The sequence below is a fragment of the Pseudomonas japonica genome (genome assembly GCF_013522925.1).
Taxonomy (GTDB): domain Bacteria; phylum Pseudomonadota; class Gammaproteobacteria; order Pseudomonadales; family Pseudomonadaceae; genus Aquipseudomonas; species Aquipseudomonas japonica_A.
The window spans coordinates 292,804-316,141 of the sequence record NZ_JAAMQU010000005.1; the positions used below are offsets into that span (position 1 = coordinate 292,804).

Annotated in this window: 25 protein-coding genes; 11 read left to right on the forward strand and 14 right to left on the reverse strand. The window is 63.0% G+C overall.

The annotated features are described in order from the left end of the window. Positions 1 to 37 precede the first annotated feature (37 nt). The 4 genes from trmB to G7016_RS10430 form a co-directional block, all read right to left on the reverse strand. Positions 38 to 760: a tRNA (guanosine(46)-N7)-methyltransferase TrmB gene (trmB, locus tag G7016_RS10415; RefSeq protein WP_181113717.1), complete on the reverse strand. Its 723-nt coding sequence runs from the start codon at positions 758 to 760 to the stop codon at positions 38 to 40. 8 nt (positions 761 to 768) lie between these two features. Continuing rightward, a complete protein-coding gene (locus tag G7016_RS10420) occupies positions 769 to 1,563 on the reverse strand; it encodes a thiazole synthase (protein ID WP_181113720.1) in 795 nt (264 codons plus the stop codon). A 44-nt stretch (positions 1,564 to 1,607) separates the two neighbouring features. Continuing rightward, the gene (gene thiS, locus G7016_RS10425; protein WP_181113722.1) at positions 1,608 to 1,808 is read right to left on the reverse strand and encodes a sulfur carrier protein ThiS; all 201 of its coding nucleotides are present in this window, start codon (positions 1,806 to 1,808) and stop codon (positions 1,608 to 1,610) included. Positions 1,809 to 1,886: 78 nt separating this feature from the next. Next, entirely contained in the window at positions 1,887 to 2,258 is a 372-nt protein-coding gene (locus G7016_RS10430) for a DUF423 domain-containing protein (RefSeq protein WP_181113724.1), read from the reverse strand. A gap of 39 nt (positions 2,259 to 2,297) precedes the next feature. On the opposite strand from G7016_RS10430, the gene mtgA reads away from it, so the two are divergent. Continuing rightward, complete coding sequence (gene mtgA, locus G7016_RS10435) at positions 2,298 to 3,053, forward strand: monofunctional biosynthetic peptidoglycan transglycosylase (RefSeq protein WP_258195133.1); 756 nt, start codon at positions 2,298 to 2,300, stop codon at positions 3,051 to 3,053. A gap of 68 nt (positions 3,054 to 3,121) precedes the next feature. On the opposite strand, the gene rpoH is transcribed toward mtgA, so the two are convergent. The 4 genes from rpoH to ftsY form a co-directional block, all read right to left on the reverse strand. Further along, entirely contained in the window at positions 3,122 to 3,976 is an 855-nt protein-coding gene (gene rpoH, locus G7016_RS10440) for an RNA polymerase sigma factor RpoH (protein WP_181113726.1), read from the reverse strand. Between the two features lie 107 nt (positions 3,977 to 4,083). Continuing rightward, complete coding sequence (gene ftsX / locus G7016_RS10445) at positions 4,084 to 5,109, reverse strand: permease-like cell division protein FtsX (protein ID WP_181113729.1); 1,026 nt, start codon at positions 5,107 to 5,109, stop codon at positions 4,084 to 4,086. Next, positions 5,106 to 5,777 (reverse strand): cell division ATP-binding protein FtsE, encoded by a 672-nt coding sequence (ftsE, locus tag G7016_RS10450; RefSeq protein WP_181113731.1) that lies wholly within the window; start codon positions 5,775 to 5,777, stop codon positions 5,106 to 5,108. Before ftsE ends, ftsX begins: the two co-directional genes overlap by 4 nt. Further along, complete coding sequence (gene ftsY, locus G7016_RS10455; protein ID WP_181113733.1) at positions 5,774 to 7,195, reverse strand: signal recognition particle-docking protein FtsY; 1,422 nt, start codon at positions 7,193 to 7,195, stop codon at positions 5,774 to 5,776. The genes ftsE and ftsY overlap by 4 nt, the downstream gene beginning before the upstream one ends. 230 nt (positions 7,196 to 7,425) lie before the next feature. On the opposite strand from ftsY, the gene G7016_RS10460 reads away from it, so the two are divergent. Genes G7016_RS10460 through G7016_RS10475 form a run of 4 tightly spaced genes read left to right on the forward strand, consistent with a single transcriptional unit; the run spans position 7,426 to position 11,816 of the window. Beyond that, positions 7,426 to 8,781: a M16 family metallopeptidase gene (locus G7016_RS10460; protein ID WP_181113735.1), complete on the forward strand. Its 1,356-nt coding sequence runs from the start codon at positions 7,426 to 7,428 to the stop codon at positions 8,779 to 8,781. Further along, positions 8,774 to 10,222: a M16 family metallopeptidase gene (locus G7016_RS10465; protein ID WP_181113737.1), complete on the forward strand. Its 1,449-nt coding sequence runs from the start codon at positions 8,774 to 8,776 to the stop codon at positions 10,220 to 10,222. The genes G7016_RS10460 and G7016_RS10465 overlap by 8 nt, the downstream gene beginning before the upstream one ends. After that, a complete protein-coding gene (gene rsmD, locus G7016_RS10470; protein WP_181113739.1) occupies positions 10,222 to 10,815 on the forward strand; it encodes a 16S rRNA (guanine(966)-N(2))-methyltransferase RsmD in 594 nt (197 codons plus the stop codon). Before G7016_RS10465 ends, rsmD begins: the two co-directional genes overlap by 1 nt. 8 nt (positions 10,816 to 10,823) lie before the next feature. Beyond that, positions 10,824 to 11,816 carry a hydrolase gene (locus G7016_RS10475; protein ID WP_258195134.1) on the forward strand — a complete coding sequence of 331 codons (993 nt, stop codon included), beginning with the start codon at positions 10,824 to 10,826 and terminating at the stop codon, positions 11,814 to 11,816. A 9-nt stretch (positions 11,817 to 11,825) separates the two neighbouring features. Here the strand turns inward: G7016_RS10475 and G7016_RS10480 are convergent, their stop codons facing one another. Both G7016_RS10480 and G7016_RS10485 read right to left on the reverse strand, forming a co-directional pair. Next, the gene (locus G7016_RS10480) at positions 11,826 to 12,701 is read right to left on the reverse strand and encodes a sulfurtransferase (RefSeq protein WP_181113741.1); all 876 of its coding nucleotides are present in this window, start codon (positions 12,699 to 12,701) and stop codon (positions 11,826 to 11,828) included. Positions 12,702 to 12,731: 30 nt separating this feature from the next. Next, positions 12,732 to 13,451 (reverse strand): TetR/AcrR family transcriptional regulator, encoded by a 720-nt coding sequence (locus G7016_RS10485; RefSeq protein ID WP_181113744.1) that lies wholly within the window; start codon positions 13,449 to 13,451, stop codon positions 12,732 to 12,734. Between the two features lie 186 nt (positions 13,452 to 13,637). Here G7016_RS10485 and G7016_RS10490 point away from each other — a divergent pair, with 186 nt between their 5' ends. The 3 genes from G7016_RS10490 (at position 13,638) to G7016_RS10500 (ending at position 14,776) form a co-directional block, all read left to right on the forward strand. Further along, the gene (locus G7016_RS10490; RefSeq protein WP_181113746.1) at positions 13,638 to 13,856 is read left to right on the forward strand and encodes an acyl carrier protein; all 219 of its coding nucleotides are present in this window, start codon (positions 13,638 to 13,640) and stop codon (positions 13,854 to 13,856) included. Positions 13,857 to 13,951: 95 nt separating this feature from the next. After that, on the forward strand, positions 13,952 to 14,431 hold the full coding sequence (gene coaD / locus G7016_RS10495) for a pantetheine-phosphate adenylyltransferase (RefSeq protein WP_181113748.1): 480 nt from the start codon (positions 13,952 to 13,954) through the stop codon (positions 14,429 to 14,431). Positions 14,432 to 14,524: 93 nt separating this feature from the next. Beyond that, on the forward strand, positions 14,525 to 14,776 hold the full coding sequence (locus G7016_RS10500; protein ID WP_181113750.1) for a YfhL family 4Fe-4S dicluster ferredoxin: 252 nt from the start codon (positions 14,525 to 14,527) through the stop codon (positions 14,774 to 14,776). Between the two features lie 6 nt (positions 14,777 to 14,782). On the opposite strand, the gene G7016_RS10505 is transcribed toward G7016_RS10500, so the two are convergent. From G7016_RS10505 to G7016_RS10515, 3 genes are all read right to left on the reverse strand, one after another. Then, positions 14,783 to 15,124: a multidrug transporter gene (locus tag G7016_RS10505; RefSeq protein WP_181113752.1), complete on the reverse strand. Its 342-nt coding sequence runs from the start codon at positions 15,122 to 15,124 to the stop codon at positions 14,783 to 14,785. Positions 15,125 to 15,205: 81 nt separating this feature from the next. Continuing rightward, a complete protein-coding gene (gene mutM / locus G7016_RS10510; RefSeq protein WP_181113754.1) occupies positions 15,206 to 16,018 on the reverse strand; it encodes a bifunctional DNA-formamidopyrimidine glycosylase/DNA-(apurinic or apyrimidinic site) lyase in 813 nt (270 codons plus the stop codon). A 21-nt stretch (positions 16,019 to 16,039) separates the two neighbouring features. Further along, positions 16,040 to 16,906, reverse strand: a complete 867-nt coding sequence (locus G7016_RS10515) for an HDOD domain-containing protein (protein ID WP_181113756.1) — start codon at positions 16,904 to 16,906, stop codon at positions 16,040 to 16,042. A 138-nt stretch (positions 16,907 to 17,044) separates the two neighbouring features. Here G7016_RS10515 and G7016_RS10520 point away from each other — a divergent pair, with 138 nt between their 5' ends. After that, positions 17,045 to 18,241, forward strand: a complete 1,197-nt coding sequence (locus G7016_RS10520) for a class I SAM-dependent rRNA methyltransferase (protein ID WP_181113758.1) — start codon at positions 17,045 to 17,047, stop codon at positions 18,239 to 18,241. A 254-nt stretch (positions 18,242 to 18,495) separates the two neighbouring features. Beyond that, a complete protein-coding gene (locus G7016_RS10525) occupies positions 18,496 to 19,686 on the forward strand; it encodes an MFS transporter (protein ID WP_181113760.1) in 1,191 nt (396 codons plus the stop codon). Here the strand turns inward: G7016_RS10525 and mgtE are convergent. Continuing rightward, a complete protein-coding gene (gene mgtE, locus G7016_RS10530) occupies positions 19,664 to 20,992 on the reverse strand; it encodes a magnesium transporter (RefSeq protein ID WP_181113762.1) in 1,329 nt (442 codons plus the stop codon). The genes G7016_RS10525 and mgtE overlap by 23 nt on opposite strands. A 480-nt stretch (positions 20,993 to 21,472) precedes the next feature. Between mgtE and ilvD the strand changes: the two genes are divergently transcribed. Beyond that, the gene (gene ilvD, locus G7016_RS10535) at positions 21,473 to 23,311 is read left to right on the forward strand and encodes a dihydroxy-acid dehydratase (protein ID WP_181113764.1); all 1,839 of its coding nucleotides are present in this window, start codon (positions 21,473 to 21,475) and stop codon (positions 23,309 to 23,311) included. Positions 23,312 to 23,338: the final 27 nt, after the last annotated feature.

Genomic DNA, 23,338 nt, shown 5'->3' on the forward strand with positions numbered 1-23,338 from the left:
TCGGGGTCTTCGACCCCTCCTACAGTGACTCGAAGGGTTATTCCACCCGCTCGAATTTCAGATCCCACACACCATGGCCCAGCCGTTCGCCGCGGCGTTCGAACTTGGTCACCGGGCGCTCGCTCGGGCGCTCTACCCAGCGGCCGTCGCTGGCCTGGTTGCGGTAGCCGGGCGCTGCGTTCATCACCTCAAGCATGTGGTCGGCATAGGCTTCCCAATCCGTCGCCATATGCAGCACGCCGCCGCGCTTGAGCTTGCTGCGCACCAGCTCGGCGAACGCTGGCTGTACGATTCGGCGCTTGTGGTGGCGGCTTTTGTGCCAAGGGTCGGGGAAGAACAACAGCAGGCGATCCAGGCTGGCATCGGCCACGCAGCGCTTGAGCACCTCGATCGCGTCGCAATCGAATACCCGAACGTTGCTCAGCCCCTGGCCCAGCACACCATTGAGCAGCGCGCCCACGCCGGGACGGTGAACCTCGACGCCGATGAAGTCCTGCTCAGGCGCTGCTGCGGCCATCTCCAGCAAGGAATGGCCCATGCCGAAACCGATCTCCAGCGTACGCGGCGCAACACGGCCGAATACCTTGTCGAAGTCGACCGGAGCGTCAGCCAGCGGCAGGATGAACAGCGGCCCGCCCTGGTCGAGGCCACGCTGCTGCCCTTCGGTCATGCGCCCGGCACGCATCACGAAGCTTTTGATGGTGCGGTGGTGCGCCGGGGTGCCCTCGGCATCAGCCGGGGTAGAGTGCGAATCAGTCATGAAGGCTCTTACTTGATCAGGCCATCCAGCGGCGAAGAGGCGCTGGCATAGAGTTTTTTCGGCATGCGACCGGCCAGCCAGGCCAAGCGGCCGGCGATGATCGCGTGTTTCATGGCTTCCGCCATTTGTACGGGGTGCTGTGCATGGGCAATGGCGGAGTTCATCAGCACGGCTTCACAGCCCAGCTCCATGGCAATGGTGGCGTCCGAGGCTGTGCCCACACCCGCGTCGACCAACACCGGTACCTTGGCCTCTTCCAGAATGATCTGCAGGTTGTACGGGTTGCAGATGCCCAGGCCAGTACCGATCAAGCCTGCGAGCGGCATCACTGCAATGCAGCCGATTTCAGCCAGCTGGCGGGCGATGATCGGGTCATCACTGGTGTACACCATCACGTCGAAACCTTCCTTGACCAGCACTTCAGCGGCCTTGAGGGTTTCGATCACGTTGGGGAAGAGGGTTTTCTGGTCAGCCAGCACTTCGAGCTTCACCAACTTGTGGCCATCGAGCAGTTCCCGCGCCAGGCGGCAGGTGCGCACGGCTTCGGTGGCATCGTAGCAACCGGCGGTGTTCGGCAGGATGGTGTAGCGATCCGGCGGCAGTACGTCCAGAAGGTTCGGTTCGCCCGGGTTCTGGCCGATATTGGTACGCCGTACCGCTACCGTGACGATCTCGGCGCCAGAGGCTTCGATGGCCAGCCGGGTTTCTTCCAGGTCACGGTATTTACCGGTACCTACCAGCAGGCGGGACTGATAGGTACGGCCTGCCAGAACGAACGGCTTGTCGCTGCGGGATGTGCTCATGGGTGATCCTCGTAGATGGTAGACGCGCTGCAGGTACGGGGCGCCTAACCGCCGCCGATGGCCTGCACCACTTCTACCTGGTCGCCTTCTTTAAGCGGCGTGCTGGCATGCTCGCCACGGGGGACGATGTCCAGGTTCAGTTCGACCGCGACACGACGCCCGGCCAGTTCCATGCGAGCCAGCAGGCCAGCGACGGTTTCGCCGTCAGGCAGCTCGAAGGTGTCTCCGTTCAACTGAATGCGCATGTGGGGCGCCATCGAAAAGTGGGGCGTGCATTCTAGCCCGATCACGCACGCCGACCAAGGCGCCTGCGACCGCGCGCGTCAGCCCAGGCGCCAGGCGGCAAGCCCCAGGCACGCCCAGCCCGCCAGGAACGCCAGGCCACCGAAGGGCGTAATGATGCCCAGGCGCGCCACGCCGCTGAGGGTGAGCGCGTAAAGGCTCCCCGAAAACAATACGATGCCGAGGCAAAACAACAGGCCTGCCCAGCCAACAAGGCGCCCCGGTAAGAGGTTTGCGAGCACGGCAACGCCCAGCAGCGCCAGCGTATGGACCAATTGATACTGCACCCCGGTCTGGAAGATAGCCAGGTAATCCGGGGAAAGCCTGCCCTTGAGACCGTGGGCGGCGAATGCGCCAAGGCCTACGCCAGTGAAGCCAAAGAATGCGGCTAGCATCAGGAAACTGCGCAACATGAAAGCTCCGTCCGGATCGACAGCGTCAGGGCCTGTATAATGGCCCGCTCTCACGGCCGGGCCAAGCTCACTATGCTAGGTACTCTACTGCAGCGCATTCGCCGCTTCCTGATGTGGTTCGCCATTGGCAGCGCGGCATTGGTACTGGTGTTGCGCTGGGTGCCACCCCCGGGTACCGCGTTGATGGTGGAGCGCAAGGTGCAATCCTGGGTCGATGGGCAACCGATTGACCTGCAGCGCTCCTGGCGCGGCTGGGACGCCCTGCCAGACGACCTCAAGGTGGCGGTCATTGCCGGCGAGGATCAGAAGTTTCCATTCCATTGGGGGTTCGACCTTCCGGCGATCCGCGCTGCGTTCACTCATAACGAACGGGGCGGTTCGCTCCGCGGCGCCAGTACGCTCAGCCAGCAGGTGTCCAAGAACCTCTTTCTGTGGTCGGGGCGCAGCTATTTGCGCAAGGGCCTGGAAGCCTGGTTTACCGTGCTGATCGAAGTACTCTGGCCCAAGCAGCGGATACTTGAGGTGTACCTCAACAGCGCCGAATGGGATGACGGGGTATTTGGCGCGGAAGCAGCGGCGCGGCACCATTTCAATACCAGTGCGGCCAATCTATCCCGGCAACAGGCCAGCCTGCTGGCGGCGGTATTGCCCGCGCCCCGGGAATGGAGCGCGGCACGCCCCAGCCCTTATGTGCTGAGAAGGGCCGCATGGATTCGCCAACAGATGAGCCAACTGGGTGGAAGTGATTACCTGATGAACCTGAGCAAGGCCCGGTCGGCGCCGTGGGCGGATTGACGGCACCTGAGGGTATCTGAAGAGGATGGCCGGGCCCCGCCAGATCTGGAGGGGCCCAAGCCCGGGCATCAAGCGGCGATAGCGCCCTTGAGCTTGGTCATCGCGTTCTTTTCCAGCTGCCTGATACGTTCGGCCGACACGTTGTACTTGGCGGCAAGCTCGTGCAGCGTGGCTTTCTCTTCTGCCAGCCAGCGCTGGTAAAGAATGTCGCGGCTGCGCTCGTCCAGTACTTCCAGCGCCTCGTGCAGGTTGCTGGTGGAACTGTCCGCCCAGTCTGCGTCTTCGAGCTGACGCGCCGGGTCGTAACGGTGATCTTCAAGGTAATTGGCAGGCGACTGGAACGCGCTGTCGTCATCCGCCTCCGCCGCCGGATCGAACGCCATGTCCTGCCCGGTCAGGCGGCTTTCCATTTCCCGCACTTCGCGTGGCTCAACGCCCAGGCTTTCCGCCACACGGTGTACTTCGTCGTTGTTCAGCCAGGCCAGGCGTTTTTTCTGGCTGCGCAGGTTGAAGAACAGCTTGCGCTGCGCCTTGGTGGTAGCCACCTTGACGATGCGCCAGTTGCGCAGGATGAATTCGTGAATTTCCGCCTTGATCCAGTGCACGGCAAAGGACACGAGGCGTACGCCCATTTCAGGGTTGAAGCGCTTGACGGCCTTCATCAGGCCAACGTTACCTTCCTGGATAAGGTCGGCCTGGGCCAACCCGTAGCCGGAATAGCTGCGTGCGATGTGCACCACGAAGCGCAGGTGGGCAAGTACCATCTCCCGCGCTGCGTCGAGATCCTGATCGTAGTAGAGCTTTTCGGCCAGTTCGCGCTCCCGCTCCGGTGTCAGCAGCGAAATGCTGTTCACCGCATGCACGTAGGCCTCGAGGTTTGCCCCCGGAACCAGCGTATACGCAGGTTGCAATGAAGTGGTCATTCAAAAACCTCCGACAAACAGATGTGCGCCTTGTGAGCGCCGACCCCAATAGACCGCGCTGCCCGGGATGAGTTCCGGGCGCGCGTTCCTTGGCGCCAGAAATGTGGTTAACGCGGCGCCAGCTCCCTGAGGTGCCTCGCCACTGCAATCCACGCACCGATATACCCTAACAATACCGCACCAAGCAAGAGGGACAGCCCGTCCGAGCCAGGAACCCCGCCCAGCGCAAAATCACTTCCATAGAGGCCAGCAAGGTTGACCACCGCGCCATTGAGCCAATCCAGGCCGAAGGCAAGTACCGCCCAGGCCAGCACACCCGCGCCGAAGCCATAGAGGGCACCCATATAAAGGAAGGGGCGACGCACATAGGCATCGGTGCCACCGACCAGCTTTATGACCTCGATCTCGTTTCGGCGGTTCTCGATATGCAGCCGGATGGTATTGCCGATCACCAGCAGCAACGCCGAGATCAACAGCACTGCCAGGCCGAAGACGAAACGGTCCCCCAGTTTGAGAATGGCCGCGAGGCGCTCGACCCATACCAGATCCAGCTGCGCCTGTTCCACGTTGGGCAACTGTGACAACTGCTCGCGCAGCGCTTCCAGGGCCGGTTTGTCGACTTCTCGCGGGGTTACCACCACAACGCCCGGCAGCGGGTTGTCCGGAAGCTCCCTGATGGCTTCACCCAGGCCTGACTGTTGCTGGAAGGCGTCCAGGCCTTTCTCACGGCTGATGAATTCGGCGTCCGCTACACCCGCCAGCGCCTTGGCCTGTTCGACCAGCGCGTCGCCTTCCCGGCTGCCGGCTTCCATGCGCATATACAGAGAAATCTGCGCCGCCCGCTGCCATGAGCCGCCCAGGCGCTCGACATTCTTGAGCAGCAAGGACAAGCCCATAGGCAAGCTGAGCGCTACAGCCATCACCAGGCAGGTGAACAGGCTGCCGATCGGGTGCCGGCCCAGGCGCTTCAAGCTATCAGCCAGGCTGGCGCGGTGGCTTTCAAGCCACGCACGGAACAGGGTGCTGAAGTCCGGCCCATCGTCATCGTCGTTGCGTCGCGGTTTTTTAGGTGCCGCCTCGGCAGGCTTCGGTGCCACTCGATCGGACACCTTCGGGCTACGTGTCGCACTCATTGGCCAGCCTCCCCGTCACCGATCAACCGGCCACGCTGCAGTGTGAGCATGCGATGGCGCATGCGAGCGATAAGCGCAAGGTCATGGCTGGCAATAAGCACACTGGTGCCCAGCCGATTGATGTCTTCGAACACGCCCATGATTTCCGCCGCCAGCCGTGGGTCGAGGTTCCCCGTGGGCTCGTCCGCCAGCAGCAGGGCTGGCTTGTGAACGATCGCCCGGGCAATACCCACTCGCTGTTGCTGGCCTGTGGACAGGTCGCCGGGATACAGATCACCCTTGTCGCCGAGCGATACGCGATCCAGGGCGGCATCCACCCGCTTGGCGATCTCGGCCTTGGACAGCCCCAGAATCTGCAACGGAAGGGCAATATTGTTGAACACTGTACGGTCGAACAGCAGCTGGTGGTTCTGGAACACCACGCCGATCTGCCGACGCAGGAACGGGATCTGGGCATTGCTTATCTGGCCAAGGTCCTGCCCGGCCAACAGCAGCTTGCCGCTGGTTGGGCGTTCCATGGCCAGCAGCAAACGCAAAAGCGTGCTTTTACCGGCACCAGAGTGCCCTGTGACGAAAAGAAACTCGCCGCGCCGTACCCGAAAGCTCAGCTCATGCAGGCCTACGTGGCCATTCGCATAGCGCTTGCCGACCTGTTCGAAGCGGATCATGAGTGGTCACGCTCGGCAAACAGGGCTTGAACGAACGGCTCGGCTTCGAACGCACGCAGGTCGTCGATGCCCTCGCCTACGCCGATATAACGAATGGGCAAGGCGAATTGCTTGGCCAGCGCGAAGATGACGCCGCCTTTGGCTGTACCGTCCAGCTTGGTCAGCGCCAGGCCGGTAAGCGCAACCGACTGGTTGAAGTGCTTGGCCTGGTTGATCGCGTTCTGCCCGGTACCGGCATCGAGCACCAGCAACACTTCATGAGGGGCGGCTTCGTCCAGCTTGCCGATGACCCGGCGTACCTTCTTCAGCTCCTCCATGAGGTTGTCCTTGGTGTGCAGCCGCCCTGCGGTGTCGGCGATCAGCACATCGATGCCGCGGGCCTTTGCCGCCTGGACCGCGTCGAAGATCACAGAGGCGGAATCGGCGCCCGTGTGCTGCGCGATAACCGGCACGTTGTTGCGATCACCCCACACCTGCAGCTGCTCTACAGCGGCAGCGCGGAAGGTATCGCCCGCTGCCAGCATCACCTTTTTACCTTCGCGCTGGAAGCGCGCGGCAAGCTTGCCGATGGTGGTGGTCTTGCCCGCGCCGTTCACACCCACCACCAGGATCACGAAGGGTGACTGCTGCTTGTCGATCACCAGTGGCTGCTCCACCGGGCGAAGCATGTCGGCCAGTTCACCCTGCAACGACTTGTACAGCGCCTGGGCGTCGGTCAGCTGCTTGCGCGCAACCTTCTGGGTGAGGTTGCGGATGATTACCGATGTCGCTTCTACGCCTACGTCAGCCGTAAGCAGGCGGGTTTCGATTTCGTCGAGCAGGTCGTCGTCGATGGCTTTCTTGCCAAGGAACAGGCTGGCCATCCCCTCGCCGATGCTGGCGCTGGTCTTGCTCAACCCCTGCTTGAGGCGCGCAAAGAAGCCGGCCTTTGCAACGGGTTCAGCCACTTGAACCGGAACGGCGGGCTCGACCTCCGGCGCGGCTACCGTAACGGGCTCTGCCACCGCAGCGGGCTCGCTGGCAGCCACGGCGTGAGCCGCCTGAACGGCTTGCGCAGCGGTAGGTGGCGGCAGCGGAGCGGGGTCGGGCTCCGGCCGGATGCCAACGGGCTCCTCGGGCACCGGCAGCTCCAGCGCCGGCGGTGGCGCCAGGCTGGGCTCGCTTGCGGGCTCGGGCTCGGGCTCGGGCTCGGGCTCGGGTGCAGGCTCCGGTGCCAACACCGGCTCAGGCGCCAGCTCTACAGCTCGCTCGGCGGTAGTTTCTGCAGCGGTGGGCGCGGGAGCGGGAGTTTCCGGCTCGAGGGGCGCCTCAGGCTCCTGAACAGCGGGTTCCTGCGGCTTTTTCCGCAGCCAGCCGAACAGGCCTTTTTTCTCGCCGGCCGGGGCCGGGGTCTTCTTATCGTCACTGGAACCAAACATGGAAGGCGGCTATCTCAAGGTAGCGAAGCGCCAGCCGGGGCGCTTCTGGAAATCCGAAGGTCGCAGAACAGACCCTTTTTTGCCCGACGGGTTCGTGCAACATCTGGAGCCGATAACGGCTGACGAATGCGGCCACAGGCGTGGCCGTCAGCCGGGCGGATCAGTATCCTAGCACCTCCTCGCCCGCCGACGCTAAGGCAAGGGGGCATTCGTACAGGTTCCATAATCACATGACCGCTCTCTCTCGCCGCCTCGCCGGGCTCCTGGCAGGCCTGGCCTGCTACTCCATGGCCGCCACCGCGCTGGCCGCGCAACCTACCCACGAATACGTACTGGCCAATGGGCTGAAGGTGGTCGTACGCGAGGATCATCGCGCGCCGGTAGTGGTTTCCCAGCTCTGGTACAAGGTGGGCTCCAGCTACGAAGGGCCTGGCCAGACCGGCCTGTCCCACGTACTTGAGCACATGATGTTCAAGGGCAGCAGCAAACTGGGCCCGGGCGAGGCGTCCCGGGTACTGCGCGACCTCGGCGCCGAGGAAAACGCGTTCACCAGCGACGACTACACCGCGTTTTACCAGGTGCTGGCCCGTGACAGGTTGCCGGTCGCCCTGGAAATGGAAGCCGACCGCATGGCCACCCTCGCCCTGCCGGAAGCAGAGTTCACGCGGGAAATCGAAGTCATCAAGGAGGAGCGGCGGCTGCGCACCGATGACAAGCCCTCGCAGAAAGCCTTCGAGCTGTTCAAAGCCGCAGCCTACCCTTCCAGCAGTTACCGCACGCCCACCATCGGCTGGATGGCCGACCTTCAGCGTGTGACGGTTCAGGACGCGCGCGACTGGTATCACACCTGGTATGCGCCGAACAACGCCACGCTGGTGGTGGTTGGGGATGTGCAACCCGACGAGGTCAAGGCACTGGCGGAGCGGTTCTTCGGGAGCATCCCGCAGCGGCCCATCCCTGTTGCCAAGCGGCCGGTGGAGCTGGCCGAGCCCGGCGAGCGACGCCTCATGCTACCGGTACGCACTCAGTTGCCCAGCCTGCTGATGGCCTTCAACGTGCCAGGCGCGGCAACGGCCGCGGACCCGCGCAGTGTTCAGGCCTTGCGCCTCACCGTTGCCCTGCTTGACGGCGGCTACAGCGCGCGCATGGCCTCCCGGCTGGAGCGAGGCGCCGAGGTGGTGTCCGGCTCATCGGCCAGCTATGACGCTTATGAGCGCGGCGACAGCCTGTTCACCCTCTCGGCCACACCGAACGCTGAAAAACACAAAACGCTCGCGGACGCGGAAAAAGCGTTGTGGGGGCTGCTCGATGACCTCAAGCGCACACCGCCCTCCGCGGAAGAACTGGAGCGGGTACGCGCGCAATATATTGCGGGGCTGGTTTACGACAGGGATTCGATCACTGCCCAGGCAACCGCCATCGGGCAGCTGGAAACCGTCGGCTTGCCATGGACGCTGCTCGACACCGAAATGGACGCGCTGAACCAGGTTACGCCTCAAGACATCCAGCAAGCCGCGCGCACGTACTTCACCCACAGCCGCCTTACGGTTGCCCATGTATTGCCGGAGGCAGCGCCACATGACTGACCATCGCCCGTTCGCGGCCCTTCTCATCGCGCTCACGCTCGGCGCAAGCGCCTCGCTTCATGCCGACGAGCAACCCTCGACCGCCCCACACCTGGCCACACTTGCCAGCGCCGAGGCCGCCACGCCAGCGTACCGGCAGCTGAACGTTCAGCGCTGGGTTACAAAAGCCGGCGCGCGCGTGCTGTTCGTTGAAGCCCACGAGCTGCCCATGTTTGACCTGAGGGTTACCTTTGCAGCCGGCAGCGCCCGGGATGAGCACTCTCCAGGCCTGGCGCTGATGACCAACGCCATGCTCAACGAAGGGGTGGCAGGCAAGGACGTCGACGCCATCGCACGTGGCTTCGAAGGGCTGGGTGCAGACTTCGGCAATGGCTCGTATCGAGATATGGCCGTGGCGAGCCTTCGCAGCCTGGTAGAGCCGGCCAAACGCGAGCCGGCCATGGCACTGTTCAGCGAAGTGCTCGGCCATCCCACGTTCCCCGCCGCCTCCGTGGCCCGGATCAAGAACCAGCTGCTCGCCGGTTTCGAGTACCAGAAGCAGAACCCGGGCCACCTGGCGAACGAGGCTTTCATGGCCGCGCTTTACGGGGCCCACCCCTACGCGCATGACAGCGAAGGCAATGCGAGCGCCATCAAGGCCATCACGGTCGAACAGATGCGTGCGTTCCACAAGCGTGCCTACGCGGCAGGGAACGCGGTGATCGCGCTGGTGGGCGACCTCGACCGTTCCCAGGCCGAAGCACTGGCCGAGCAGGTATCCCAGGCGCTACCCAAGGGCCCGGCGCTTGCCCCTGTTCAAGCGGCCAAGCCACCTGCGGCAGTCACTCGCCATATCGAATTCCCTTCCAAGCAGACCCATCTGCTGATTGGCCAGCTGGGCATCGAACGCAGCGATCCCGACTACGCCGCGCTCACCATGGGCAACCAGATCCTCGGCGGCGGCGGCTTCGGCACCCGGTTGATGACCGAAGTGCGGGAGCGCCGCGGCCTCTCCTACGGGGTGTACTCGGGCTTCTCGCCCATGCAGGCCAAAGGCCCGTTCACCATCGGCCTGCAGACGCGTGCCCAGGTCAGCCAGGGCACGCTGGAGTTGGTGCGCCAGGTGCTTCGCGATTACCTGCGCGACGGCCCCACCGAAGCCGAGCTCGCCGCCGCCAAGAAGGAACTTGCAGGAAGCTTCCCGTTGTCCAATGCCAGTAACGCAAGCATTGTCGGCCAGCTGGGCAGCATGGGCTTCTACGGCCTGCCCACCTCGTACCTGGAGGACTTCATGGCACAGTCCCAGCAGCTCACTACCGAGCAGGTCAGAGATGCGATGCGTCGACACCTGGATGCCGACAACATGCTTGTGATTACCGCAGGGCCAACGCTGCCACAGGATTCCCTGCCCCCTCCAACCGATCATCCCACCGAGCCTCCACTCGGTATTCCGGAGCACTGATGGCTATTCAACCTGCCAAATCCGGCCCCGATGGCGGCCAGGGTCAACTTCGCATTATCGGTGGTGAATGGCGCAGCCGTCGCGTCACCTTCCCGGACGGGCCAGGCTTGCGGCCTACACCGGACCGGGTTCGCGAAACACTATTCAACTGGCTGGCGCCTTATGTGGCCGGCGCCCGGGTGCTGGACCCCTTCGCCGGCAGCGGCGCGCTGTATCTCGAAGCGCTGTCCCGAGGCGCGGCCATGGGGCTGGCGCTCGATAACAACGCTGTGGCCATCGCAAGCCTTCGAGGGAACCTCGACCTGCTCAAATGCCCGGTAGGGCAGCTGGTTCAGGGCGATGCCGTTCGCTATCTCGAAAACCAGCCGGCCCACCCGTTCGACCTGGTGTTCCTGGATCCGCCTTTCCACCAGAACTTGCTGCAGCCGGTGTGTGAGCTGCTCGAGGCCAAGGGTTGGCTGGCGGAGCAGGCCTGGATCTACACCGAAAGCGAAGCACCGCCTTCCACGCTCGGCTTGCCGCCAAGCTGGCAGCTACATCGTGAAAAACAGGCTGGCCAGGTGTATTACGCGCTGTGGGCGAAGGGGCGATAAGCGTCATCATGGGGATGCCAGCACCTGTGTTTCGCCCTGCCAGAGGCTTGGGCAACCCGCACCTGCAAACGTTGTGGGGGCCGTTGTGGCGCAAGCAACCGCCTCTGGACCGAACCCGCGAGCGGCTATGGCTGGCCGATGGCGATTTCATCGATGTGGATTGGCATGGGCCTCACAGGGCAGACGCGCCGTTGGTGATGGTTCTGCATGGGCTTACAGGCTCCTCGCAGTCCCCTTATGTGCTCGGCCTGCAGCGCGCATTGGCAGCTCAGGGTTGGGCAAGTGTCGCGCTCAATTGGCGAGGCTGCTCGGGGGAGCCCAACCTGTTGCCCCGCAGCTACCACTCCGGCGCCACGGAGGATCTGGCCGAAGTGGTGCAGCTGGTGCAGGCCCGTCGGCCGCTGGCCCCTTTGTATGCCGTGGGGTACTCCCTCGGGGGCAACATCCTGCTCAAATACCTGGGAGAAACAGGCAGTGCCTGCCCGCTACGCGCCGGGGCGGCCGTTTCAGTGCCTTTCCGTCTCGACCAGTGCGCCGACCGTATAGGGCTGGGCTTTTCGAAAATCTACCAGGCGCATTTCATGCGAGAGATGCTCGGCTACCTCAAGCACAAGCGCCAGCGCTTCGAACAGGAAGGCCATGTCCAGCACATCGAAGCCCTATCGGCCCTAGGGCCGCTGGACGGCATTCGTACGTTCTGGGATTTCGATGGGCGCATTACTGCCCCGCTACATGGCTTCAACGGCGCGCAGGACTACTACCGCCAGGCGTCGAGCCGTTATTACCTCAAGCAGATACAGCGGCCCTGCCTGTTGATCCAGGCCGAGGACGACCCCTTCGTATTTCCCCACAGCCTGCCATCGGCAGACGAGCTGGCGCCGGGTACCACATTCGAGCGGCACGCGGCGGGTGGGCATGTAGGGTTTGTATCAGGCAGCCTGCGGCGCCCCGAATACTATCTGGAGCGGCGCATTCCGCAATGGCTATCCAGCCTTGGGTAGCTTGGGCGTCTAACGCCCTTGGTCATTGCTGCCCGGCCCGGTTGCGATCGGCCGCTGGGAATCGGTGATCCATTCGCTCCAGGAGCCAGCGTACAGCTTGGCCAATGGCAGGCCCGCCAGGCACATCGCGAACAGGTTATGGCACGCGGTTACGCCAGAGCCGCAATACGCTACAACCTGGCCACCGCTTTCTGCTTGGGTCAGATACGGCCTGAACCGCTCGCGAAGTTGATCGGGCGGCAGGAATGCGCCGCTCGGTTGCAAGTTTTTGCTGAAGTCCAGGCAATGCGCGCCGGGGATATGCCCGGCAACAGGGTCGATTGGCTCAGCCTCACCCTTGAACCGGGGCTCGGCGCGGGCATCCAGAAGCGTCACGCCTGCGCCCAGCCGTTCATGCAACTGCTGCGCAGTGACCACCAGCTCGCTGTCAGGCTTGCCGCTCAGATGCCCACGTTCGGTGGGCGGTGGGTTCAGGCTCAGCGACAGGCGTGCCTCGTGCCATGCCTTGAGGCCCCCATCGAGGATATACAGGCCGTTACGCTTGCCCAACCACACGAGCAGCCACCACGCCCGCGCGGCGAAGGCACCTGGGCCGTCGTCGTAAAGCACCACATCGGAATTGGCGTTGATGCCCCATGCCTGAAAACGCTCCAGCAAGTGCCCGGGGCTGGGCAGGGGATGCCGGCCGGTTACTCCTTTCACTACCTTGCCACTGAGGTCGCGCTCCAGGTCCGCCAGCCTCGCCCCTTCGATGTGCCCTTGGGCGTAGCTACGGCGGCCGTAATCCAGGTCATCCAGCGAGGCGCGGCAATCAAGAATGACCAGGCCCGGCTCTTCAAGCCGCTGGTGAAGTTGCAGGGGCGAAATCAGTTGGGCGATGGGCATGGCAGGTTCCCTGGGAAATGCAGGATTGAGTCACGGTTCTGGCTGAAGTTCCGGGTAAACACTTCGCTCGGTTGGGCCGCATTCGGTTGTGCCGCATTCGGCGCGGCTGCTTCCTTTGAACTCATCCATCAGCGCAGCGAACGAGCTTGCCGCTCCAGCCGTTACATAGGCTTGCAACAAACTCAACGCCTGCCATGCACCACGACGTACCGCAGTGGGGGTAATGGCCGCAGAGGATGGCAAGGTGGTGTGGAGGTAGCGCACCCAGGACGTAAGGATCAGCCAGGCGTTGACCGCTACGGTTTGTTGCTCCGCCGCGCTCATGTCGAGCACGCCCGCCTGGCAAAGATGGTCAAGCAAACCACGCCCCTCGCGCAGGCAGCCCACCGAAAAGGTTCGATGACGGGCAGCCAGTTCGGGATCGACTTCCACAAGGTGCTCAAGGTCTCGGTAGATGAACCGATAATCCCAGATGGCATTGATCACCACGCTTACGCAATGCCGCAGGGGCTCTACATCAGTGCCGGCGGGTGGGCGCGCCAACAGCGCCTCCAGAATGCGCGCCTGGTAGTCGGCGAAAAGCACGGCAACGATCTGTTGCTTGTTGTTGAAGTGGTAGTACAGGTTACCCGCAGAAATATCCGCTGCCGCCGCAATGTGATTGGTGGACACACTGCGCTCGCCTTGTTCGTTGAACAGTTGGAGGCTTATCCGGGCGATGCGCTCGCGGGTTCTCGTAGACGCCTTCACTGTGTGGCTCTCCCGGCCCGATTGTCATTGTTTTATCCATAGTGACACAGCTATGCGCCGCCGTGCGGATTTGCCGGGCGCGCCCCCGATAGCAACGGTTCTGCTTGACGTGGCGCTGTGCCACCACTAGCGTTACACACAGGCCGTTGGCAGCCGTAAGCCAACACCCGTGCCAACGAGGCTGCAATGAATTTATCGCGTGATGATGTAGTCGCCCTGTGGAAAAAACATTTGCACGTCGATGTTGTGGGCGATCAGGACAACTTTTTTGAGTTGGGTGGCGATTCGATCCAGGTTTTGCGGCTGGTATATGAAGTAAGCCTTCATTACAGCGCTGGCATAGACGTGCGCCGGTTCTACGCTGATCCCACGCCGGCAGGGCTATTGGCCGCGACTGCCTGTTGATGTCCTCGGTGCCTGATGGGCGCCATGGCTGGCGCGTGTGCGGGTGGCTGCGCTACCATCCGAGTCCCTAACGGCTTCCCTCTCAGGACGACGCGATGAACCGAGTGTTGTATCCAGGCACCTTCGACCCTATTACCAAGGGCCATGGCGATCTGGTCGAGCGGGCCTCCCGCCTGTTTGACACCGTTGTGATCGCCGTCGCCGCGAGCCCTCGCAAGAACCCACTGTTCACGCTGGAGCAGCGTGTGGCGCTGGCACGCGAAGTGACCGGCCATCTGCCCAATGTCGAAGTGGTCGGTTTCTCTACTTTGCTGGCCTCGTTCGCCAAGGAGCAAGGCGCCAATGTGCTGCTACGCGGCTTGCGTGCCGTTTCGGATTTCGAATACGAATTCCAGCTGGCGAACATGAACCGGCAACTGGCACCGGACGTAGAAAGCCTGTTCCTGACGCCTTCGGAGCGCTACTCGTTCATCTCCTCCACGCTGGTGCGCGAAATCGCGGCGCTTGGCGGGGACATCAGCAAGTTCGTGCACCCTGCCGTTGCCGATGCCTTGAAGGAGCGCTTCAAGGGCTGAGCCCCACATGCCGGCGTGCAAGGCGCCGGTTATTGGGGCAAAATGCACGCATTGTTCTTGATCGCCCTGGCGCCAGCCCGGGCTGGAGTTTTCATGTCCCTGATCATCACCGACGATTGCATCAACTGCGACGTCTGCGAACCTGAGTGCCCGAACGCTGCGATTTCACAAGGCGAAGAGATCTACGTCATCGATCCGAACCTGTGCACCCAATGCGTAGGCCACTATGACGAGCCGCAATGCCAACAGGTGTGCCCGGTCGACTGCATCCCACTGGATGAAGCCAACCCGGAAAGCCACGATCAACTGATGGCCAAGTACCAGCGGATCACCGGCAATGCCTGACCGGCATCAGTTTTGCCGGTTGTAGCCGCTTTCCGTACATCCCAGGCACCGCACAAAGGCCGCCTTGCCTGGGTCTACCACCAGGGCCTTGCCTGCTGCCCCAACGTTACCGCCCAGGGCAGTGAACGGTAACGAAATCACAAAAACGCCGGCGCCAACCACCGTAGCGGCGATCAGCAGCGGCCGGGCGATTACCAGGTCACCGATCATGGCGTACGCCGGCGGGGCCTGCACGTCGTAGACCGGGTCGCCACTGGAATTGCTTTGGGTTGACTGAGCCATGGCCGGCGCGAATGGCAGCGCCATGGCCAGTGCAACGGCAAATGAGAGGGCACGGAACGGCTTCATGTGGCTTCCTTTTTCCCACGGGGAAAGCGACTGCAAGGTCAATTCACTATATCAGCGCGGCGCCCGCGGTGAGCCGGCGAATTATTTCTGACATCCCGGGCAATATACGCTGGCCCGCTGCCCAAGGCGTGTTTCTCTTAGTATCTTCCCGCATACCTTGCAGTACTCGCCGCCACGGCCGTACACGAACAGCTCCTGCTGAAAATACCCCGGCTGGCCGTCACCACCGATGAAGTCCCGCAAGGTGGTTCCTCCCCGCTCGATGGCGTAGGCCAGGATGCGCTTGATCTCCACGGCAAGCTTGAGGTACCTCCCGCGTGAAATACCCCCGGCGGCGCGTCGAGGGTCGATGCCTGCCGCGAATAACGCCTCGGTCGCGTAAATGTTGCCTACGCCTACCACAACCTGGTTATCCATGATGAACGGCTTCACCGCCGCGCTTCGCCCGCGCGACAAGGTGAACAGTCGATCACCGTCAAAGGCGTCAGTCAACGGCTCCGGGCCCAGGTGGGTGAGCAACTCATGAGCGTGGGGGTCGCTGCTCCAGAGCATGGCACCGAAGCGGCGGGGGTCGGTGTAACGCAGCGCCAGGCCGGACTCCAGTTCGATATCCACGTGTTCATGCTTGAGCGGTGCCTGGCCCACCGGCACCAGTCGCAGGTTGCCAGACATGCCCAGATGCGCGATGAGCGTGCCGGCTTCGGCATTGATCAGCAGGTATTTGGCCCGCCTGTCCACGCTGAGGATGCGCTGGCCGGAAAGCCGCGTATCCAGGTCCTCCGGGACGGGCCAGCGCAACCGCCGATCACGCACCACCACGCGCTCCACGCGCTGGCCTTCGACATGGGGCGCGATACCGCGACGCGTGGTTTCGACTTCAGGTAGCTCAGGCATGCGTCCACTCGGTAATAAGGGTTAATGGGCACTCAGTTCGCGGAGCGTTTCACGCAGGTTGTCGAACTCATACTCGGTGAGCCCCACGTAGTCGAGCACCTGCGCGCCGATGCGGTTCCATTCATGATCTTCGGCCTGGCCGCCCAGCACCTGATGAGAATGCGCTATGTGCTCGGCCATTTTCAGCACCACCAGCAGGTTTTTCAGCGCCGTATGCTGGCTGCGCTCTTCGTCCAACACCGCAAGCACATTGTGATGGTTGGCAATCGCCGTGCAGAGCTCCACCGGCAAACGCCAGGCGCGAGCGGTGTAGTAGCCCACCACGGCGTGGTTGGTATTGAACGCACGGTTTTCCGTATCCACGATCCGCTGGCCATCGCTGGCGCCCGCATACGCGGCTTCGAGCACGTTCATGTAGCCAGGGAACCGCTTGAGCATCAGCGGCACGCCACAGTCGTGAAACAGCCCTAGCGCGTACGCCTGATCCTGCGAAGGCGCACCCAAGTGGCGCGCCAGCGCTGCGCTTGCCGTGGCGACATCCTGGGCATCGTCCCAGAAGCGGTTAAGCGTCACGATGGTCTCGTCGGCCATCTCGCCCTTGATCGACTGGGCATTGATGAGGGTGACCACAGCCTGCGGCCCCAATACGGTGACTGCCTGATGGACCGAAGCCAAGGCCTCGCCAGCACTGAACAGCGGGGAATTGGCGACCTTCAACACAGCACCGGCCAGCCCCGGATCCTGGGCGATCAGCCGGGCGATGGCCGGAAGGTCCGGGGCCGGCATGTACAGCTCCATCTGTAGGTCGACCATGATCTGCGGTTGCGGGGGGACGCTGATGCCTTGAAGGGCTTGCTCGAGTTGTTCGGGGGTTAGCGCTTGCGCCATAGGGGGACATACTCCGGGATAGCGCAATTCTACCGCCTGGCTGCCCGGCTGGGGAAACCGCCTGAAGGCTTTCATCGGCTGAAGGCCCTGGCACCTTCGCGCAGGGTATAATCGCGCTCTTTTGTTCGGAGCACTTAGATGTCTTTGCCCAGCCTTCGCCTCAAAGCCAACGCCGACCGTCGGTTGCGCGCCGGTCATCTATGGGTGTTCAGCAACGAAGTGGACGTTGCCGCAACGCCACTGCACGGCTTTCAGGCTGGCGACCAGGCGGTTCTCGAAGCCGCCGGCGGCAAGCCCCTGGGCGTGGTGGCGGTCAGCCCCAACAACCTGATCTGCGCTCGGCTGGTCTCGCGGGACCCGCGCCTGGCCCTGGACAAGTCCCTGCTGGTGCACCGCCTCAACGTGGCCCTGTCCCTGCGCGAGCGTTTGTTCGACAAGCCCTATTACCGTCTGGTGTACGGGGATTCCGACCTGCTGCCCGGGCTGGTCGTGGACCGTTTTGGCGACGTGCTCGTGGTGCAACTGGCCTCGGCCACCATGGAAGCTCACAAGGACGACGTGCTCGCTGCGCTCATCCAGGTGCTCAAGCCCAGCGGCGTGCTGTTCAAGAATGATTCGTCGGCGCGGGATGCCGAGGGCCTGCAGCGCTACGTTGAAACGGTGTTCGGCGTGGTGCCGGAGTGGGTTGCACTCGAAGAGAACGGCGTGAAGTTCGAGGCCCCGGTGATGCAAGGGCAAAAAACCGGCTGGTTCTACGACCACCGCATGAACCGTGCACGCCTGGCGCCCTACGTCAAAGGCAAGCGGGTGCTGGACCTGTTCAGCTATATCGGCGGATGGGGTGTGCAAGCGGGTGCCTTCGGCGCCAGCGAAGTATTTTGCGTAGACGCCTCGGCCTTTGCGCTCGATGGGGTAGAGCGCAACGCCGCGCTCAATGGTTTCGCCGAAAAGGTCACCTGCGTGGAAGGAGACGTGTTCGAAGCGCTCAAGGAGCTGAAGGCCGCTGAAGAGCGCTTCGATGTGATCGTGGCGGACCCACCTGCGTTCATCAAGCGCAAGAAGGACCTGAAAAACGGTGAAGGCGCTTACCGCCGCCTGAACGAACAGGCCATGCGCTTGCTGAGCAAGGACGGCATCCTGGTGAGCGCTTCCTGCTCGATGCACCTGCCCGAGGATGACCTGCAGAACATCCTGCTCACCAGCGCACGCCACCTGGACCGTAATATCCAGCTGCTCGAGCGCGGTGGCCAGGGCCCAGACCACCCGGTTCACCCTGCCATTCCAGAAACCCGCTACATCAAGAGCATCACCTGTCGGCTATTGCCTAACAGCTGATCCGGGGCTTTTCTTTTCCCTTCAGATTTGGGGGTCTGGCCCCGGCCCTCTCGCCTCGTACAGCGACCATCCCCCTTTGTGACGTGGACGATTCGTCGTCCTAAGCACGTGATGGCGCCGTGGGGCGAGAGGGCCTCTCTTCAGTGACTTCGCTAGATCGGCCGTTGTGCCAGAACTTTCCTACGCCACTCTACGCACCTGCTCGTCCGCGCTTCAGTTACGCTCAGAACTGCTTCGGAAATAGCGAGAGCCTTATGGCGGCGATCAAGCCTGTTTTCATACTGCTGTTACTGATGTCCATGCTTGGCGTCTTCCCCATAGACGTCATCCTGCCCTCCATACCTGCGCTGGCCCGGCACCTGGGTACGCAAACGCAGTCGATCACTGCCAGCATCGGCTTGCTGACAGTGCTGGTGGCACTCGCTCAACTGGTAATCGGCCGGGCTTCGGACCGGTACGGCCGCAAACCGTTGCTACTGGCCAGCCTCGTGGTAGCGATCGCAGGCTCGATCGGGTGTACCTACGCTCAAACCGCTACAGCCTTCCATGCCTGGCGCGCCATACAGGCCATCGGCTGCGGCGGTTTCGTGCTGGCGCATGCCCTGGTACAGGATTTGTTCGACGCCGAGCAGCGAACGCGCCAGCGGATCTGGCTCAGCACCGCCGGCGGTGTGTTTATTTCGATCTCGCCATTGTTTGGGGTATTTCTACAAACCCACGCCGGATGGCAGGGAAGCTTTTGGGTATTTGCACTGCTCGCAAGCCTGGCCATGCTGCTGTCGGCGAAGGCGTTGCCGAGCAGCGGCAAACGTCACAACTTCAGCACCAATGGAGACTCAACGCCTGCCAACCCGGTGCGTTTCAGCTGTGCCGCGGCCATCACCATGCTTGGCTTTGTCGCCCATTTCAGTTTCATCGTGTTGTCTCCAGTGGTCTTTCTGGAACTGCTCCAGACCCCTGCCAACCGCTACGGGCTGATCATGCTGTGCTACGGCGCTGCCTACCTGCTCGGTGGCATGCTCGCGGCAACTGTCGCACGGCGGGCCATGGAATTTACCCAGATCCGCCTTGGGCTGGCGCTGATTGCGGTAGGCGGAGGCGCCATGGGCGCGGCTCATATGTTTACCAGTATTACCAGTGCAAGCCTGCTGGGCGGAGCGTGCCTGATGACCTGCGGCGTAACCTTGATGCGCCCCGCCGCAACCACGTTGGCCATGAATGCCCTCCCCGGCCGCTCAGGGAGTGCCGCGGCGGGTTTGAATGCAATGACGTTCATGGGTGGTGGGGTTATCAGCTTTCTGCTCGGCCTGATCGCCATCGAAGCCAGGTGGGTGTTGCCCACCACCTGGCTTGTGATCAGCGGGCTAGGCTTCGCACTGTGCCGGGCGGCGGCAATGCAACCAACCCCCGCAGTTGGTGCCGCTACAGCTCCAGCACTTGAGTAGCGATCGCGAAATACACCATCACACCGGCGGCGTCCGCAATCGAGGTGATCAAAGGTCCGCTGGCCGTGGCGGGGTCGAGCCGGAAGCGGCTGAGCAAAAACGGCAGGCTCATACCAATTACGCTGCCCAGTATCACGATCAGCACCATGCTGGAGGCAACGATCAGGGCGATAGCAGGGCCGCCGCGCATTGCACCGAGCAACGCTACCGCCGCGGCCATGGTGAGGCCCAGCGCAAGGGCAACCATGCATTCACGCCCGAGTAGCTTGACCCAGTCCCGGAGCACCACCTCGCCCGTTGCAAGCGCACGCACCATCAAGGTTGCCGACTGGGCGCCAGCATTGCCGCCGCTGTCCACTAGCAGTGGAAGGAAGAACACCAGGGCGATATGCGCCGCGATCACGTCCTCGAAGGCTGCGATCCCCGCGCCCGAGAACAGGTTGCCGAAGACCAGCAGAACCAGCCAAAGCACCCGCTTGCGGTACAGCAGCCCAACGGTAGCGTCACGCAGGTTACCAATGCGGGTCACAATGGAAGCGCCCTTGTGGAAGTCGTCGGTGGCTTCCACCACCATCACATCCATGGCATCGTCACAGGTAACGATCCCCACCAGCTCCTTGTCGTGATTGAGCACTGGCAGGGCCAGCAGGTCATAGTCGCTGATCAGCCGGGCGGCCTGTTCCTGAGGGGTATCGACCCAGGCGCTGACGACCTGCCGCCGGGCGAGATCGGCAACCCGGGCTTCGGGATTTGCGAGCACCAGGTCGCGAAGCGACAGTACGCCCACAAGGCGCCGCTGCGCATCGACCACATAGGCCTGATAGATCGTTTCGGCATCGGGAGCGCTCTCGCGAAGCGAGGTGATGGCCTCGGTTACGCTCATGCCGGCGTCTACGGTGCAGTAGTCGCTGGTCATGATAGCCCCGGCTGTACCCTCCTCGTGGGCACATAGCCTGAGCAGATCGTCCCGCTTGGCCTGGGCAAGGGCAGCCAGCAGCGGAAGCCGCATGCCCTCGCCGAGCCGCTTGAAGAGGTCGGCCCGCTCGTCGGCGGACATGGCGCTCATCAATTGCGCCAGCTGTGCCCTGGGCATCAGCGCGGTGAGCGCCACCTGGCGCGCCAGCGGCAGGTAGCCAAACACCTCCGCACGCTTGGCGAGGTCCACCTGGCCGAGGCTCTCAACCGCGGCGGTGGGTGTCATGAGGGCAAGGTAGCGGGCAATATCCGCCGCGAGCTGGGCTTTGGCAGCAACAGCATCGCCGGGAGGGCCAAGGGCCTGGGCAGGTGGGAATACGGTATCGGTCATGGCAGTTCTCCGGGCGTGCAGCCGCAGGCCGGAGAACGCGCGGCACTATGCCGCTCGGCTCACCGGACCAGGCGGTGGCACGCCTGTGTCGAGCAGTTGAAGGTCAATGAACTGGAAGGGTCCATTCATGCAGGTCTCGGTTCACCGCATATGCGGCGGCGGCATAGTAGAAAACGAATGGCGGGAAGGCCACCCGACGGTGGGCTGCTGAAACGTTTCTCAGAAACGTCCTACGCTTGCTTTCCTCTTTTGGAGGATCACGCCCGCTGTCAGCTATCCGGTTCCATCATCGCGCCAGCGGTGTAGAATCGGTCTATCCATCGCCAACATCCCCCGGCGGGTTTATGAGCCAGGCCTGAGCTTGCGGCGATCCCGCGAAGCCGATGGTCACTTCCGCGAAGGCCAGCCCAACGGCCGCCTCGCCCGGAACCGCACAAGGCTCGATCTTTCTGAAACCTGATTTGCCGCCCGGAGTGCTCCATGCCTGACTACCGCTCGAAAACATCCACACATGGCCGCAACATGGCCGGCGCCCGCGCCCTCTGGCGCGCCACGGGGATGAAGGACGACGACTTTAAAAAGCCGATCATCGCCATCGCCAACTCCTTTACCCAGTTCGTGCCTGGCCACGTGCACCTCAAGGACCTGGGCCAGCTGGTTGCCCGGGAAATCGAGCGCGCAGGTGGCGTGGCAAAGGAATTCAATACCATTGCCGTGGATGACGGCATTGCGATGGGCCATGACGGCATGCTGTATTCGCTGCCCAGCCGCGAAATCATCGCTGATTCCGTGGAATACATGGTCAATGCGCATTGCGCCGATGCGATCGTCTGCATCTCCAACTGCGACAAGATCACCCCCGGCATGTTGATGGCTGCCCTGCGCCTGAACATCCCGGTGGTGTTCGTCTCCGGCGGGCCGATGGAAGCCGGCAAGACCAAACTGGCAAGCCACGGCCTTGACCTGGTCGACGCCATGGTGATCGCCGCCGACAGCTCTGCCTCGGATGAAAAGGTTGCCGAATACGAGCGCAGCGCCTGCCCTACCTGTGGCTCCTGCTCAGGGATGTTCACGGCCAACTCCATGAACTGCCTTACCGAAGCCCTGGGCCTGGCGTTGCCCGGTAACGGCTCGGTGTTGGCGACGCACTCCGACCGGGAGCAGCTGTTCCTGCGCGCCGGCCGTACTATCGTGGAGATCACCAAGCGGTATTACCTCGACAACGATGAGTCAGTGCTGCCTCGCAACATTGCCTCGTTCAAGGCCTTCGAAAACGCGATGACCCTGGACATCGCCATGGGCGGTTCCACCAACACCATCCTTCACCTGCTGGCGGCGGCTCAGGAAGCCGAGTTGCACTTCGACCTGCGCGACATCGACCGGTTGTCCCGCAAGGTACCGCAGCTGTGCAAGGTGGCGCCCAACACCCCCAAGTACCACATGGAAGATGTGCACCGCGCAGGCGGCATTTTCGGGATCCTTGGCGAGCTGGCGCGCGCCGAACTGCTGCATACCGATGTACCGACGGTGCACAGCCGCACCATGGCCGACGCCATCGCGCAGTGGGACATTACCCTCACCACCGACGAAGCCGTGCGGGAGTTCTACCGTGCCGGCCCTGCGGGCATTCCTACCCAGGTAGCGTTCAGCCAGAGCACCCGCTGGGAAACGCTCGACGACGACCGTGCAGAAGGTTGTATCCGCAGCCTCGACCACGCGTTCTCGCTGGAGGGTGGCCTGGCGGTACTCTACGGCAACCTTGCCCTGGACGGCTGCGTGGTGAAAACCGCGGGCGTGGACGAGTCCATCCATCGCTTCGAAGGGCGGGCGAAGATCTTCGAAAGCCAGGACAGCGCGGTACGTGGCATCCTGAATGACGAAGTCAGTGCCGGGGACGTGGTGATCATTCGCTACGAAGGCCCCAAAGGGGGCCCGGGGATGCAGGAAATGCTATACCCCACGTCGTACTTGAAGTCCAAGGGGCTGGGCAAGGCTTGCGCCCTGCTCACCGATGGCCGCTTCTCCGGGGGTACCTCGGGCCTTTCCATCGGTCACGCCTCGCCTGAAGCTGCCGCCGGGGGCACCATTGCCCTGGCACGGGACGGCGACAAGGTACTGATCGACATCCCCAACCGCAGCATCAACCTGCTGGTGGACGACGCCGAGCTGGCCGCGCGGCGTACTGATCAGGAAGAAAAAGGCTGGAAGCCTGCTGAAGTTCGCCCGCGCAAGGTGACTACCGCGCTCAAGGCCTACGCATTGTTAGCCACCAGTGCCGACAAAGGCGCCGTTCGCGACAAGGCGTTGCTCGACGGCTGACACCCGCGTCAATCAGGGCCGGCACTC